This is a genomic window from Streptomyces auratus (genome assembly GCF_050433025.1).
Classification (GTDB): domain Bacteria; phylum Actinomycetota; class Actinomycetes; order Streptomycetales; family Streptomycetaceae; genus Streptomyces; species Streptomyces sioyaensis.
The window spans coordinates 2,084,165-2,098,910 of the sequence record NZ_JBNGCB010000003.1 but is presented as its reverse complement, the minus strand read 5'-3'; the positions used below and the strand labels follow the sequence as shown (position 1 = coordinate 2,098,910).

The following is a 14,746-nucleotide window of genomic DNA, read 5'->3' as shown; positions in this document are numbered from 1 at the left end:
TCGCTTCGCGCACGCCCGCTCCGGGGCATCGTCCGCGGCCGGACGGGCCTTGTGCCCGTCCGGCCGCCGTGCCGAGTCGACGCCGGTGCGGCATCGCGTACGGCTTTGATCACCTCGGTGCACACCGGGTGCCCAACTGTGATCGATCACGCATCCGATTTGCCCGAATTGCCCCTAACTAAATCGTGATCAAAGTCTAAAGTCCCGCCGGATTGCTGCCGAAGAGGTCAGTGACCCTTCAAACACGGATCATTCCGGCTCCCCCAAGCCGGCTCCGTACTCGCCACTCCCCCAGGAGGCCCGGTGTCTGTTCTCCTCGAGCAACCTTCGAGCCTGGTCGCCTACCGCCCGAACAAGCCGACGGCCATGGTCGTCGTGGCCGACCCTCGCGTCCGCTCCACCGTCACCCGCCACCTGTGGGCCCTCGGAGTGCGGGACGTGATCGAGGCGTCGTCCATCGCGGAGGCCCGTCCCCGCGTCGGCAACCCGCGCGACATCTGCGTTGCCGACGTCCACCTTCCCGACGGCTCCGGCCTCACCCTCCTGTCCGAGACCCGGGCTGCGGGCTGGCCCAACGGCCTCGCACTGTCCGCGGCCGACGACATCGGCGCCGTACGCAACGCCCTGGCCGGCGGCGTCAAGGGCTACGTCGTCACCGGCACCCGCACCAATCTGGGCATCCCCGGCCGCCCCGGCACCTCGCCGATCGGCGCCAACGCGGCCCGTATGCAGCGCCGTCCGCCGGGTGCTCCCGGTCACCCCGGTGGCTACCGCGAGCTGTCGGGTCGTGAGGTCGAGGTCTTGCGGCTGGTGGCGGAGGGCCAGTCCAACAAGGCCATCGGCGTCTCGATGGGGCTGTCGGCGCTGACCGTCAAGAGTCACCTCGCCCGCATCGCCCGCAAGCTCGGCACCGGGGACCGGGCCGGAATGGTGGCGGTCGCACTGCGCACCGGCATCATCCACTGACCGCTCACCCGACCGGCCCGCCCGTCGAGGGAACGTTCCCTCGACGGGCGACGTGCATACACAGATACCCTTGACTGGTGACCGACGCCCAAAAGACCGCAGCAGAGACGACACTGCGAGCACCCGGAGACTCGCCTCCGGATCCCCGACCGGCGCCGGTCCCTCTCCTGGAGCCCCGCGAGGGCATTCCCCCGGTGGTCGCCACCGGCGAGGCACTCGCCGAGGTCGTGGCCGCGTTCGCGGGCGGTACGGGCCCGGTGGCCGTCGACGCCGAGCGGGCCTCGGGCTATCGCTACGGCCAGCGTGCCTACCTCGTACAGCTGCGTCGCGAGGGGGCCGGCAGCGCACTGATCGACCCGGTCGGCTGTCCCGATCTGTCGGCGCTGGGGGAGGCGATCGGCGACGCCGAGTGGGTGCTGCACGCCGCCACCCAGGACCTTCCCTGCCTGCGTGACATAGGGATGGTCCCCACCCGGCTGTTCGACACCGAGCTGGCCGGGCGGCTGGCCGGCTTCGCCCGGGTCGGCCTGGGCGCCATGGTCGAGAACGTCCTCGGCTTCGCCCTGGAGAAGGGCCACTCCGCCGTCGACTGGTCCACCCGCCCGCTGCCCGAGCCGTGGCTGCGCTATGCCGCGCTCGACGTCGAGCTGCTGGTGGACCTGCGCGACGCGCTGGAGGAGGAGCTGGAGCAGCAGGGGAAGCGGGAGTGGGCCAGGCAGGAGTTCGCGGCGATCGCCGCCGCTCCCCCGCCGCCGCCCCGCAAGGACCCCTGGCGCCGTACCTCCGGCATGCACAAGGTCCGCCGGCGGCGCCAGATGGCGGTCGTACGGGAGCTGTGGACGGCCCGCGACCAGGTCGCCCAGCGGCGGGACGTGTCGCCCGGCAAGGTGCTCGGGGACGCCGCGATCGTGGAGGCGGCGCTGAGTCTGCCGCCGAACAGCCATGCGCTGGCCGCGCTGCCCGGCTTCGGCCACCGCATGGGCCGGCGGCAGCTGGAGCAGTGGCAGGCCGCCGTGGACCGGGCCCGTGCCCTGGCCGAGAGCGAACTGCCGCAGCCCGGCCAGCCGCTCAGCGGGCCGCCGCCGCCCCGCGCATGGGCCGACAAGGATCCGGCCGCCGCGGCCCGGCTGTCGGCCGCCCGCGCCTCGGTCACCGCGCTCGCCGAGCGCCTGAACCTCCCGCAGGAGAACCTCATCACCCCGGACACGGTGCGCCGGCTGTGCTGGGAGCCGCCGGAGCTGCCGACGGCGGAGTCGGTCGCCGAGGTACTGGCCGGCCATGGCGCTCGGCCCTGGCAGATCGAGCTGGTCACGCCGCTCCTCAGCGAGGCGCTGCAGGCGGACGCGGGCTGACGCGCACGGCCCGGGCCGGACGAGGACGCCGGCCCGGGGCGCGCGGCGGGCCGGTCAGCCCTGCTCGACGTGCATCCACAGGACCTTGCGGTTGGTGGCGTCGATCTCGTAGGCCGTCTCGTTCCAGTCGTCGGTGGTCACCACGCCCACGGACCACGCCGGGTTGTCGGTGTTGCCGTGGTCGGCGTCGCCGAGCTCCAGTGAGGTGACGGTGCCCTTCGTCTTGTCGGTGGCCGTCTTCGCGGCCTGCTGGGCGGTGACGGTGGCCTTGGACAGCCGGGCGGCCAGCTGCTGCTTGTCGCCGGGGTCGTCCGACTCGGTCCGCGGCTGGGCGGCCTTGCCGGTGCGCGCGTCCACCCGGACGTCGCTCACCGTCCCGTCGGCGGTGGCGACCGCGGTGTTCCAGTACGGGCTGGCGGGCGTCCCCTTGAGTTCCGCGGCGATCGGCTCCGAGGCCGGGACGGCCGCGACCGCGGCCTTCAGCGCCTGCACATAGTCCACCGAGGCGCTGGGGATCAGGGCCTTGCGCCGGGCCTGGTCCGCGCTGAGCGAGGCGCTCGGCGTGGCGGGGGCCGAGGCGGGCACCGGACGCTTGGGGCTTCCGGTCTCTTTCTTGCCGGTACTCCCGCAGCCCGACACCAGCGCGCCCGCGGCGGCCACGGCGCAGACCAGGCCGATCGCGCGCGGCACCGCCAGCTGCCCGCACCGGACCACGGCATGACTCCTCTTCGTCTCCATACGGTCACTCTAAGTGCGCTATGGGATGAATTACGCCAAGACCCGACGACATTCGGTCCATTTCGTTCGGCTCCTGCCGCCGCACACCCCGGGGCCACCCGGCGGCCGGCGCCGCCATCCGGTGTGACCTTCACCGCTCCGGCCGGTGGGGGTGTGCAGCTTGGTTACCCGTAAGTAGCATGTCGGTGTGAAGCGTCCCCCGGGGCGCCCCGCAGCAGTGCCACCCCGCACCTGGAGGAGAGCCAACGTGCCTCGTACCGCTAGGGACGTCGTCTTCGTCGACGGCGTCCGCACCCCGTTCGGCAAGGCGGGCCCGAAGGGCATCTACCACGAGACCCGCGCCGACGATCTCGTCGTGAAGGCCATCCGGGAGCTGCTGCGCCGCAACCCGGCCCTGGACCCCGCGAAGATCGACGAGGTCGCCATCGCCGCCACCACCCAGATCGGTGACCAGGGCCTGACCCTGGGCCGTACCGCCGGCATCCTGGCGGGCCTCCCGCAGTCCGTGCCCGGTTACTCCATCGACCGCATGTGTGCCGGTGCGCTGACCGCCGTCACCGCCACCGCCGGCTCCATCGCCTTCGGTGCCTACGACGCCGTCATCGCCGGTGGTGTCGAGCACATGGGGCGCCACCCCATGGGCGAGGCCGTCGACCCGAACCCGCGGTTCGTGAGCGAGAAGCTCGTCGACCAGTCCGCGCTGTTCATGGGCATGACCGCGGAGAACCTCCACGACCGCTACCCGCAGATCACCAAGGAGCGCTCGGACGCCTACGCCGTGCGCTCGCAGGAGAAGGCGGCGAAGGCGTACGCGAACGGGAAGATCCAGCAGGACCTCGTCCCGGTCTCGGTGCGGAACACCAACGCCGAGGTCGGTGAGACCGGTTGGGGCCTGGTGACCGCCGACGAGCCGATGCGCCCGGGGACCACCCTGGAGAACCTCGCCGGTCTCAAGACGCCGTTCCGTACGCACGGCCGCGTCACCGCCGGTAACGCCGCCGGTCTCAACGACGGCGCCACCGCCTCGATCCTCGCCTCCGAGGACTTCGCCCGGGAGCACGACCTTCCGGTCAAGATGCGCCTGGTCTCCTACGCCTTCGCGGGCGTCGAGCCCGAGGTGATGGGCTACGGCCCGATCCCGGCCACCGAGAAGGCTCTCGCCAAGGCGGACCTGGGCATCGGCGACATCGGCCTGTTCGAGATCAACGAGGCGTTCGCCGTCCAGGTGCTCGCCTTCCTCGACCACTACGGCATCGCCGACGACGACGAGCGCGTCAACCAGTACGGCGGCGCCATCGCCTACGGCCACCCGCTGGCCTCCTCCGGCGTCCGGCTGATGACCCAGCTGGCCCGGCAGTTCGAGGAGCAGCCGGAGGTCCGTTACGGCCTGACCACCATGTGCGTCGGCTTCGGCATGGGCGCCACGGTCATCTGGGAGAACCCGAACCACAAGGACGCCGGAGGCAGCAAGTGAGCACCACCAACACCGCCGAGCTGCTGAAGGGCGCGGCCGAGCTGTTCCCGGACGAGGTCGTCACGTCGGCGCACGTCCGCCACCTCGACCTGCCGTACGGCGCGGGCAAGTTCGCCCTGATCACGCTGGACAACGGCTTCGACCACACCAAGCCGACCACCTTCGGCCCGGGCTCGCTGGCGAACCTCAACGCCGCGCTCGACCAGGTCGAGAAGGAGGCCGCGGACGGCGACATCGTCGGCGTCGGCCTCACCGGCAAGCCGTTCATCTTCGCCGTCGGCGCCGACCTCAAGGGCGTCGAGCTGCTCAAGCGGCACGAGGACGCGCTGGCCATCGGCAAGGGCGGCCACGAGGTCTTCAAGCGGCTGTCCGCGCTCGCCGTGCCGAGCTTCGCGTACTACAACGGTGCCGCCATGGGCGGTGGCGTCGAGGCCGGTCTGCACTGCTCGTACCGGACCGTATCGAAGGCGCTGCCCGCCTTCTCCCTCCCCGAGGTCTTCCTGGGCCTCGTCCCGGGCTGGGGCGGCTGTGCGCTGCTGCCGAACCTCATCGGTGCGGACAAGGCCGTCTCGGTCATCATCGAGAACTCGCTCAACCAGAACAAGCAGCTCAAGGGCCAGCAGGTCTTCGACCTCGGCATCGCGGACGCGATCTTCGAGGGTGCGGACTTCCTGGAGCAGTCGCTGATCTGGACCGCACACGTCCTCAAGGGCGAGGTGACGGTCGAGCGTGCCGAGATCGACCGCGGCGAGGCCTGGGACCAGGCCGTCGCCAAGGGCCGGTTCATCGCCGACGGCAAGGTGCACGGCGCCGCCCCGGCCGCCTACCGTGCGCTGGACATCATCGCCGCCGCCAAGAGCGGTGACCTCCAGGCCGGTTTCGACGCCGAGGACCAGGCGCTCGCCGACCTCATCATGGGCGGTGAACTCCGCGCCGGCATCTACTCGTTCAACCTCGTGCAGAAGCGCGCGAAGCGCCCGGCCGGCGCTCCGGACAAGAAGCTCGCGCGCCCGGTCAGCAAGGTCGGCGTCGTCGGCGCCGGTCTGATGGCCTCGCAGCTCGCCCTGCTCTTCCTGCGCCGCCTGGAGGTGCCGGTCGTGCTGACCGACATCGACCAGGAGCGCGTCGACAAGGGTGTGGGCTACGTCCACGCCGAGATCGACAAGCTGCTCGGCAAGGGCCGGATCAACCAGGACAAGGCCAACCGCCTCAAGGCCCTGGTCTCCGGTGTCCTCGACAAGGCCGAGGGCTTCTCCGACGCCGACTTCATCATCGAGGCCGTCTTCGAGGAGATCGGCGTCAAGCAGCAGGTGTTCGCGGAGGTGGAGGCCGTCGCCCCGGCGCACGCGATCCTCGCCACCAACACCTCCTCGCTGTCGGTCACCGAGATGGCGTCGAAGCTGAAGCACCCCGAGCGGGTCGTCGGCTTCCACTTCTTCAACCCGGTCGCGATCCTGCCGCTGCTGGAGATCGTGCGCGGCGAGCAGACCGACGACGCCTCGCTGGCCACGGCGTTCGGGGTCGCCAAGACGCTGAAGAAGACCGCGGTGCTGGTGAAGGACGCCCCGGCGTTCGTCGTCAACCGCATCCTGACCCGCTTCATGGGCGAGATCCAGAACGTCATCGACGAGGGCACCCCGGTCGAGGTCGCCGAGAAGGCCATCGAGCCGCTCGGTCTGCCGATGTCGCCGCTGGTCCTGCTGGAGCTGGTCGGCCCGGCGATCGGTCTGCACGTCTCCGAGACCCTCAACCGCGCCTTCCCGGACCGCTTCACGGTCTCCCCGAACCTCAAGGCCGTCGTCGAGGCCGGCAAGCGCGGCTTCTACGTCTACGACTCCGGCAAGCCGGAGCTGGACCCCGAGGTCGCCGCGCTGCTCAAGCAGGGCGACTCGGTGCTGACGGAGGAGCAGGTCCGCGACCGCGTCCTGGACGCCGTCGCGCAGGAGATCGGCCTGATGCTGGACGAGGGTGTGGTCGCCGAGGCGCAGGACATCGACCTGTGCCTGATCACCGGCGCCGGCTGGCCCTTCCACCTGGGCGGCATCACGCCGTACCTGGACCGGGCCGGGGTCTCCGAGCGGGTGCGGGGCAAGAAGTTCCTGGCCCCGGGCATCGCGAGCGTGCCCGCGTAAGGGTGCACGACTGACAGGGGGATGCGCGGGCCGGCTCGGCGAAGCCGGTCCGCGCATTCGTGTGTGCGGCGGGGGCGGCGGCGGCATGGGAGGGTGACGGCATGGATGCCTTGGTCGTTGTCGATGCCGCGAATGTCGTGGGCTCGGTGCCCGACGGCTGGTGGCGGGACCGGCACGGTGCGGCCGAGCGGCTGCGCGACGCGCTGGCCGCCTACGCCGCGGACGGGCTGCCGGGCCTTCTCGCCCCGCCCCTGGAGCTGGTCCTGGTGGTGGAGGGCGCGGCCCGCGGCGTCGAGTCCGCAAAGGGCGTACGGGTGGTGCCGGCGGCCGGCAGCGGCGACGACCGGATCGTGCAGCTGGTGGCCGACGAGGGCCGCGGACGGGACTGTCTGGTGGTGACCGCGGACCGCGGGCTGCGGGAGCGGGTCCAGGCGCTGGGGGCGCGGGTGACGGGGCCGCGGGCGGTGTGGGGGCCGGGGCGCGGCGGGGCGTAGCCGGGGACGGCGCGGCCCCGTACACCGTCGGGGCGGCGTACGGGGCCGGGCGCAGGAGCGGCTGACCGGGGGTCAGTCCCCGGCGGGCCGGCGGTTGCGGAGGCCCAGGCGGCTGTGCGAGCGCCCGTAGACGAAGTAGATGCCGAAGCCGGCCACCATCCAGATCCCGAACCGGACCCAGGTCTCCGCGGGCAGATTGAGCATCAGCCACACCGAGGCCAGGACGGACAGCAGCGGTACCACCGGCACCCACGGGGTGCGGAAGGCGCGGGGCAGGTCGGGCCGGGAGCGGCGCAGGATGATGACGCCGATGGCGACCACGACGAACGCGAACAGGGTGCCGATGTTGACCAGTTCGGCGAGGACGTCGATCGAGGTGAAGCCGGAGGCGATGGCGACGACGACACCCAGCACGATGGTGGACCGGTACGGGGTCCCGTACCGCGGGTGGGCCCGGGAGAAGACCCGGGGCAGCAGGCCGTCCCGGCTCATCGCGAAGAACACCCGGCTCTGGCCGAGCAGCAGAATCATGCAGACCGAGGTCAGGCCGACGGCGGCGCCGAAGCTGATCACGTCCGCGAAGAAGGGGTGCCCGAGGTCCGCGAAGGCATCGGCGAGCGGCGCGTCGGTGGAGAGTCTGCTGTACTTCTCCATGCCCGTGACGACGACCGACACGGCCACATAGAGGACCGTGCAGAGGGCGAGCGAGCCGAGGATGCCGCGCGGCACATCGCGCTGCGGGTTGCGGGTCTCCTCGGCGGCGGTGGCAACGATGTCGAAGCCGATGAACGCGAAGAAGACCACGGCCGCCGCGGCGAAGATGCCCATGACCCCGAAGGTGGACGGGGCGAAGCCGAACATCAGCTCCGCCAGCGGCGCGGACAGTCCGCCGCCGGCCGCAGTGGACTTGCTGGGCGGGACGAACGGCTCGTAGTTGGCGCCGGTGATCAGGAAGGCGCCGGCGATGATGACCAGCAGGACGACGGTGACCTTGATCGCCACGACCACCGCCGTCACCCGTGACGACAGCTTCATCCCGAGCACGAGGATGCCGGTCAGGGCCAGCACGAGGATGCAGGCGAGTAGATCGAAGCCGAAGTTCCCCTCGTGCGTACCGGACAGGATCGGCGGCAGGTGCCACCCCACGCTGTCCAGCAGCGAGCGCACATAGCCGGACCAGCCGACCGCGACCACCGCACAGCCCAGGGCGAGCTCCAGGATCAGGTCCCAGCCGATGATCCAGGCGGGCAGTTCGCCCAGTGAGGCGTACGAGAAGGTGTAGGCCGAACCGGCGACCGGCACGGTGGAAGCGAACTCCGCATAGCACAGGGCCGCCAGCGCACAGACCACGCCCGCGACCACGAAGGACAGAGCGACGGCCGGGCCGGCCTGCTCCTTGGCGATTTTTCCGGTGAGGACGAAAATGCCGGTTCCGATGACGACACCGACCCCGAACACCGTCAGATCGAGCGCCGACAGGGACTTTTTGAGCGTGTGCTCCGGCTCCTCGGTATCCAGGATCGACTGCTCCACAGTCTTCGTCCGGAACAGGCCGCGATCGCGGCGTGAATCATGTGGTGTGCCGTGCTGTGTGCTCATGGGCGAACCTCCGCCTGGACGACCCTCGCAACTCTCCTGAACTGACCGAGTCTCCGCAATGTCGGGAAACAGTCAGCTTCGGCGGGGCGCCGGGCGGCGGGGATTCACCCGATGGGGTGCGGCTGGGCTTATGCCGATGGGCCGGGCGGAACATCCGTACGGATGACCGGCCGGCCCATCGGGGGTGCCGTCTGCGGAATCAGTCGCGGGCGGCCTCGGCGGGCTCGGCCGCGCCCTCGGCGCCGACAGGCTCGGCGTCGTCGTACCGGCCATCGATCTTGGAGACCAGGCCGGTCACCTGGCGCGCGATGTCCGGCGCGGTGAGGCCGATCTCCGCCATGACCTCCTTGCGGGAGGCGTGGTCGAGGAACCGCTCGGGGATGCCGAAGTCCCGCAGCGGCATGTCCACACCGGCGTCCCGCAGCGACTGGGCGACGGCCGAACCGACGCCGCCGGAGCGGATGTTGTCCTCGACGGTGACCACGACCCGGTGGGTGGCGGCGAGCCCGGGCAGCGCCGGATCGACCGGCTTGACCCAGCGCGGGTCGACGACGGTGGTCGAAATGCCCTGCTTGTCGAGAAGATCGGCGATCTCCAGGCACATCGGGGCAAGGGCACCGACGGACACCAGCAGGACATCCGGCCGCTTGACGCTCTCGGCGGGCTCGCGCAGCACGTCCATCCCGCCGATGCGCCCGACAGCCTCGACGGCCGGCCCGACCGCACCCTTGGAGTACCGCACGACGGTCGGCGCGTCATCGACCTCGACGGCCTCCCGCAGCTGGGCGCGGACCTGGTCGGCGTCGCGCGGCGCGGCGATCCGCAGGCCCGGGACGACCTGCAGGATCGACATGTCCCACATGCCGTTGTGCGAGGCGCCGTCGGTGCCGGTGACACCGGCCCGGTCCAGGACGAAGGTGACCCCGCACTTGTGCAGCGCCACGTCCATCAGCACCTGGTCGAAGGCGCGGTTGAGGAAGGTGGCGTAGACGGCGAAGACCGGGTGCAGGCCGCCGGTGGCCATACCGGCCGCGGAGACCGCCGCGTGCTGCTCTGCGATGCCGACGTCGTAGACCCGGTCGGGGAAGGCCTTGGCGAACTTGTCCAGTCCGACCGGCTGCAGCATGGCCGCCGTGATGGCGACGATGTCGTCCCGCTCCTTGCCGAGCTCGACCATCTCGTCACCGAAGACGGAGGTCCAGTCCTTGCCGCCCGAAGAGAGCGGCAGGCCGGTGTCGGGGTGGATCTTGCCGACGGCGTGGAAGCGGTCCGCCTCGTCCTGGAGGGCGGGCTGGTAGCCGCGGCCCTTTTCGGTGAGGCAGTGGACGATGACCGGGCCGCCGAAGCGCTTGGCGCGCGTCAGGGCGGACTCCAGCGCCTCGATGTCGTGGCCGTCGATCGGGCCGACGTACTTCAGGCCCAGGTCCTCGAACATGCCCTGCGGCGCGATGAAGTCCTTCAGGCCCTTCTTGGCGCCGTGCAGGGTCTCGTACAGCGGCTTGCCCACGACGGGCGTGCGCTCCAGCAGGTCCTTGCCGCGGGCCAGGAAGCGCTCGTAGCCGTCCGTGGTGCGCAGCGTGGCCAGGTGGTTGGCGAGGCCGCCGATGGTCGGGGCGTAGGAGCGCTCGTTGTCGTTCACGACGATGACGAGCGGGCGGTCCTTGGCGGCGGCGATGTTGTTGAGCGCCTCCCAGGCCATACCGCCGGTCAGCGCACCGTCGCCGATGACCGCGGCGACCCGGTTGCTCGAACCGCGGACCTCGTTGGCCTTCGCGATGCCCTCGGCCCAGCCCAGCACCGTGGAGGCGTGGCTGTTCTCGATGACGTCATGGGCGGACTCGGCGCGGGAGGGGTAGCCGGACAGGCCGCCCTTGGCCTTGAGCTTGCTGAAGTCCTGACGGCCGGTGAGAAGCTTGTGGACGTAGGACTGGTGCCCGGTGTCGAAGAGCACCTTGTCCCTGGGCGAGTCGAAGACACGGTGCAGGGCGATGGTCAGCTCGACCACACCGAGGTTCGGGCCGAGGTGTCCGCCGGTCTTGGACACCTCGTCGACAAGGAAGGTACGGATCTCCCCCGCCAGCTGCTCGAGCTGCTCCGGGGCCAGTCGGTCCAGATCGCGCGGTCCCCTGATACGGGACAGCAACGCCCTCCCGCTGCCCGCCACCACCCCGGCCGGACTCGCTTTGCGCGGCACCTCCTGCACCCCTGCCTCCTTGCTGCTCGCTGCTTGCTGCCGTGGATCGAGCTTGCCGATCAGATGAGTCTAATGTTGCGTCCGCCGCGGGCACGCCCGGGCCTTGCGATGTATGTCACTCGGGTGACTCGGGCTCCGGCACACCGATTTCCCCCGCCGGCGCACACGGACCGGCCCCCACCGGATCATGCCCGGTGGGGGCCGCTGCCGTCGAACGACGACCGGTGCGATCAGGTCCGGCCGGCTGTTTTCTGCGTGCGGCGGGAGACCGAGTCGATCACGACGGCGGCGAGCAGCACCGCGCCGGTGATCATGTACTGGATCTCGCTCGCCATGCCGAGCAGGTTCAGGCCCTGCTGGATCGACTGGATGACCAGCATGCCCAGCAGCGCGGACCAGATCTTGCCGCGGCCGCCGAAGAGGCTGGTGCCGCCGATGACGGCCGCCGCGATGACGTTCATCAGGGTGTTGCCGGAGCCCAGGTTCTTGGTGGCACCGCCGGAGAGGCTCGCGATGAACAGTCCGCCGAAGGCGGCGAGCATGCCGGAGATGGCGAAGACGCTGATCCGGATCTTGTTCACGTTGATACCGGCCCGGCGGGCCGCCTCGGCGTTGCCGCCGACCGCGAAGATCTGCCGGCCGTAGGTGGTGCGCCGCACCACGAAGTCGGCGACGACCAGCACCGCGAGGAACAGCACCAGGGCCAGCGGCAGACCGCGGGCGCCGGCCGGCTCGTTCAGGACGTAGGCGACCACGAAGGCGATCACCGCGACCACGCCGGTACGCAGCAGGATCTCGCTGAGCGGCCGGGACGGCAGCTCGGCGGCCTTGCGGCGGCGGCTCTCCAGCAGCAGCGAGCCCGCGTAGGCGAGGACCGCGATCAGCGCCAGGCCGTAGCCGGCGCCCTTGTCCTCGAAGTAGTAGCCGGTGAGGTTCTCCACCACGCTGCCGGCCGGCGTGTTGATGGAGCCCTCGTTGCCCATCATCCAGATCTGCAGGCCGCTCCAGCCGAGGAAGCCGGCCAGCGTGACGACGAAGGCCGGCACACCGACTTTGGCGAAAAAGAACCCGTGCAGCGCGCCGATGGCCACGCCCGCGACGATGGCGATCAGGACCGCGAGCCAGTCGTTGACGCCCTTGGTGACGCTGAGGACGGCCCACACGGCCGCGCCGACACCCGCCACCGAGCCGACCGACAGGTCGATCTCGCCGAGCAGCAGCACGAAGACGATGCCGACGGCCATGATGCCGAGGCCGGAGGTGTAGACACCGATGTTCGCGAGGCTGTCCGCGGACAGGAAGCTGCTGTTCTTGAACTGGAAGACGACCGCGATGACGATCAGGCCGATGACGACCGGCAGCGAGCCCAGCTCACCACCGCGCACCCGGCGCTTGAAGTCGCTGAGATAGCCGGCGAAGCCCTGCTCACGGACGAGCAGACGGGGGTCGACGGCGGCCGGCTGGGGGACGTCCGCGGCGGCCGGGGCGTCCTTCGTCGCGTCGTCCGCCGGCTGCTTGGTGAGGTCGCTCATGCCCCGGCCTCCTTCTTCACCTGGTCCGTACGCGCCTTGCGGCGGGTCACGGCGTTGTCCGACGCGCCGGTGATGGCAGCGATGATCTCTTCGTGGGAGGTGCCCTCGACATAGAAGACACCGTTGTTGCGGCCCAGCCGCAGCACCGCGACCCGGTCCGCGACGGCCTGCACATCGGCCATGTTGTGGCTGATGAGGATGACGCCCAGACCGCGTTCCCGCAGCCGCTCGACGAGGTCGAGGACCTGCGCGGTCTGCTCGACACCGAGGGCGGCGGTGGGCTCGTCGAGGATGACGACCTTGGGGTCGCCGATCAGCGCCCGGGCGATCGCGACGACCTGCCGCTGACCGCCGGAGAGCGCGGCGACCGGGATGCGGACGCTGGGGATGCGGATGGACAGGGTGTCCAGCAGCTCCTTGGCGCGCTTCTCCATGGCGATCTCGTCGAGGACACCGACGGTACGGGTCTCGTTGCCGAGGAAGAGGTTGGCGACGACATCGAGGTTGTCGCAGAGCGCGAGGTCCTGGTAGACGGTGGCGACGCCGAGGTCCTGGGCGTCGTGCGGCTTGTTGATACGCACCGCACCGCCCTCCCATTCGATGGCGCCGTCGTCGACCGGGTGGACGCCCGAAATGGTCTTGACGAGCGTGGACTTGCCGGCGCCGTTGTCGCCGACGAGGGCGACCACCTCACCGGGGTGGATCTCCAGGGTGACGTCCGTCAGAGCTTGGACGGCGCCGAACCGCTTGGAGATTCCGCGCAACGCCAGCACAGGCGTAGCGGACACGTGAATCATCTCCTTCGCCGCCGTCACAACGGCGGGGATGGTGGTGCGTGGAGCGGGGGGCTTGCGGGGACGGTCCGGGTCCGCGCCGGGAAAGGGGCGGCGCGGGGCGGGGACAGACCGGGTCGGGGTGGGGACCGGACGGGACCGGTCGGAGTGCGGACCGGTCGGGAGAAGGGGAACAGATCCGGACCGGGTCGGGATAGAGACCGGGTCGGGACGGGACCGCGGGCGGTGCCGCGCGGCCCCGTCCGACCGGGGTGCCTGGCGCCTGAGCGCCGGGCCGTGGAGCGCCGGGGCCGGTGGGGCCGGGGCGGGAGCGCCGGGTCCGGTGGGGCCGGGGCGGGAGCGCCGGGGCCGGTGGCCCGGGGCCTTACTTGATGCCGGCTGCTGCGCAGGCCTTCTTGACGTCGCCGGTGCAGATCTGGCTCGCCTTGTAGACCTTGTCCTTGATGATCGTGGACTCGATGTTGTCCTTGGTCACGATCTGCGCGTCGTAGAGCTTCGCGGGGATGCCCTTGACCTCGCCGCTGAGGCTGTCGACCTTCTTGGGCGTCAGCGAGTCGATCTTCTCGCCCTTGAGCAGCTTGACGGCGATCTCCGCGGTGGAGTCGGCCTGCGGCTTGATCTGCTTGTAGATGGTGAACGCCTGGTCACCCTTGAGGACCCGCTGCAGACCCGCGAGCTCGGCGTCCTGGCCGCCGACCGGGACCTTGACGCCCTTCTGCTTGAGCGCGGTGATGATGCCGCCGGCCATGCCGTCGTTGCCGGAGTAGACGCCCTGGAAGCCGTCCTTGCCGAGCGAGTCGAGGGCCGCGCTCATCTTCTTGTTCGCCTCGTCCGGCGACCAGTCCGGAATGTCCTGCTCGTACGCGATCTTCTTGACCTGCTTGTCGAGGACGCTGTGGGCGCCCTTCTTGAAGAACGGCATGTTCGGGTCGGTCGGCGAGCCGTTGATCATGACGACATTGCTGTCCTTGGCCTTGTCGCCCAGCGCCTTGACCAGCGCCTGGCCCTGCAGGCGGCCGATCTTCTCGTTGTCGTAGGACACGTAGGCGGAGATGTTGCCCTCGGCCAGCCGGTCGTAGGCGACGACCTTCACGCCCTTCTTGGCGGCCTGGTTCACCCAGGACCTGGTGGCCTTGTAGTCGACCGAGTCCAGAATGATCACCTTCACGCCCTGGGTGATCAGCGCATCGAACTGCTTCTTCTGGGTCTCGGTGTCCTGCGCCGCGTTGTTGTACCGCACCGTGCAGTCGCTGCACAGCTGCTTGATCTTCGCCTCCATCAGCGGACGGTCGAAGGTCTCGTAACGCGTGGTCTTGTTCTCCGGCAGGAGCAGACCGATGGTCTTGTTCTGGCCACCGCCGCCGGCCTTGCTGTCACCGGCTTTGCCACATGCGGCCACGGAGAGCGCCATCGAAACAGCGGCAGTGCCTATCACGACGCGACGCGTCCATACGTTCATTGGGGTTGCCTC

General features: G+C 70.4%; 11 protein-coding genes. 5 read left to right on the top strand and 6 right to left on the bottom strand.

Going from position 1 to position 14,746, the window contains the following annotated elements; genetic code table 11:
• Positions 1 to 303 precede the first annotated feature (303 nt).
• Both BKA18_RS28860 and BKA18_RS28855 read left to right on the top strand, forming a co-directional pair.
• Positions 304 to 966: a response regulator transcription factor gene (locus BKA18_RS28860; protein WP_006602452.1), complete on the top strand. Its 663-nt coding sequence runs from the start codon at positions 304 to 306 to the stop codon at positions 964 to 966.
• 77 nt (positions 967 to 1,043) lie between these two features.
• The gene (locus tag BKA18_RS28855; RefSeq protein WP_366045680.1) at positions 1,044 to 2,318 is read left to right on the top strand and encodes an HRDC domain-containing protein; all 1,275 of its coding nucleotides are present in this window, start codon (positions 1,044 to 1,046) and stop codon (positions 2,316 to 2,318) included.
• A 54-nt stretch (positions 2,319 to 2,372) separates the two neighbouring features.
• Here BKA18_RS28855 and BKA18_RS28850 read toward each other — a convergent pair whose 3' ends face one another.
• Positions 2,373 to 3,056: a PepSY domain-containing protein gene (locus tag BKA18_RS28850; RefSeq protein ID WP_366045679.1), complete on the bottom strand. Its 684-nt coding sequence runs from the start codon at positions 3,054 to 3,056 to the stop codon at positions 2,373 to 2,375.
• A 247-nt stretch (positions 3,057 to 3,303) separates the two neighbouring features.
• Between BKA18_RS28850 and BKA18_RS28845 the strand changes: the two genes are divergently transcribed.
• The 3 genes from BKA18_RS28845 (at position 3,304) to BKA18_RS28835 (ending at position 7,156) form a co-directional block, all read left to right on the top strand.
• Positions 3,304 to 4,530, top strand: a complete 1,227-nt coding sequence (locus BKA18_RS28845; protein ID WP_006602455.1) for a thiolase family protein — start codon at positions 3,304 to 3,306, stop codon at positions 4,528 to 4,530.
• Complete coding sequence (locus BKA18_RS28840) at positions 4,527 to 6,662, top strand: 3-hydroxyacyl-CoA dehydrogenase NAD-binding domain-containing protein (protein WP_366045678.1); 2,136 nt, start codon at positions 4,527 to 4,529, stop codon at positions 6,660 to 6,662. Before BKA18_RS28845 ends, BKA18_RS28840 begins: the two co-directional genes overlap by 4 nt.
• 101 nt (positions 6,663 to 6,763) lie before the next feature.
• Positions 6,764 to 7,156 (top strand): PIN domain-containing protein, encoded by a 393-nt coding sequence (locus BKA18_RS28835; protein WP_366045677.1) that lies wholly within the window; start codon positions 6,764 to 6,766, stop codon positions 7,154 to 7,156.
• A gap of 72 nt (positions 7,157 to 7,228) precedes the next feature.
• On the opposite strand, the gene BKA18_RS28830 is transcribed toward BKA18_RS28835, so the two are convergent.
• The 5 genes from BKA18_RS28830 to BKA18_RS28810 all read right to left on the bottom strand — a co-directional run bounded on the left by BKA18_RS28830 (position 7,229) and on the right by BKA18_RS28810 (position 14,734).
• Positions 7,229 to 8,755 carry an amino acid permease gene (locus tag BKA18_RS28830; RefSeq protein ID WP_366045676.1) on the bottom strand — a complete coding sequence of 509 codons (1,527 nt, stop codon included), beginning with the start codon at positions 8,753 to 8,755 and terminating at the stop codon, positions 7,229 to 7,231.
• A gap of 199 nt (positions 8,756 to 8,954) precedes the next feature.
• Positions 8,955 to 10,958 carry a 1-deoxy-D-xylulose-5-phosphate synthase gene (dxs, locus tag BKA18_RS28825; protein ID WP_366045674.1) on the bottom strand — a complete coding sequence of 668 codons (2,004 nt, stop codon included), beginning with the start codon at positions 10,956 to 10,958 and terminating at the stop codon, positions 8,955 to 8,957.
• Between the two features lie 221 nt (positions 10,959 to 11,179).
• Positions 11,180 to 12,481 (bottom strand): sugar ABC transporter permease, encoded by a 1,302-nt coding sequence (locus BKA18_RS28820; protein WP_366045673.1) that lies wholly within the window; start codon positions 12,479 to 12,481, stop codon positions 11,180 to 11,182.
• On the bottom strand, positions 12,478 to 13,278 hold the full coding sequence (locus tag BKA18_RS28815) for an ATP-binding cassette domain-containing protein (protein ID WP_366045672.1): 801 nt from the start codon (positions 13,276 to 13,278) through the stop codon (positions 12,478 to 12,480). Before BKA18_RS28815 ends, BKA18_RS28820 begins: the two co-directional genes overlap by 4 nt.
• A 361-nt stretch (positions 13,279 to 13,639) precedes the next feature.
• A complete protein-coding gene (locus tag BKA18_RS28810; protein WP_040898087.1) occupies positions 13,640 to 14,734 on the bottom strand; it encodes a substrate-binding domain-containing protein in 1,095 nt (364 codons plus the stop codon).
• Between the last annotated feature and the right edge of the window lie 12 nt (positions 14,735 to 14,746).

Excerpts from the sequence above, each read along its gene's own strand:
- BKA18_RS28815 (WP_366045672.1), bottom strand. The coding sequence starts at position 13,278 with ATGATTCACGTGTCCGCTACGCCTGTGCTGGCGTTGCGCGGAATCTCC.
- BKA18_RS28820 (WP_366045673.1), bottom strand. The coding sequence starts at position 12,481 with ATGAGCGACCTCACCAAGCAGCCGGCGGACGACGCGACGAAGGACGCC.
- BKA18_RS28835 (WP_366045677.1), top strand. The coding sequence starts at position 6,764 with ATGGATGCCTTGGTCGTTGTCGATGCCGCGAATGTCGTGGGCTCGGTG.
- BKA18_RS28850 (WP_366045679.1), bottom strand. The coding sequence starts at position 3,056 with ATGGAGACGAAGAGGAGTCATGCCGTGGTCCGGTGCGGGCAGCTGGCG.
- BKA18_RS28830 (WP_366045676.1), bottom strand. The coding sequence starts at position 8,755 with ATGAGCACACAGCACGGCACACCACATGATTCACGCCGCGATCGCGGC.
- BKA18_RS28810 (WP_040898087.1), bottom strand. The coding sequence starts at position 14,734 with ATGAACGTATGGACGCGTCGCGTCGTGATAGGCACTGCCGCTGTTTCG.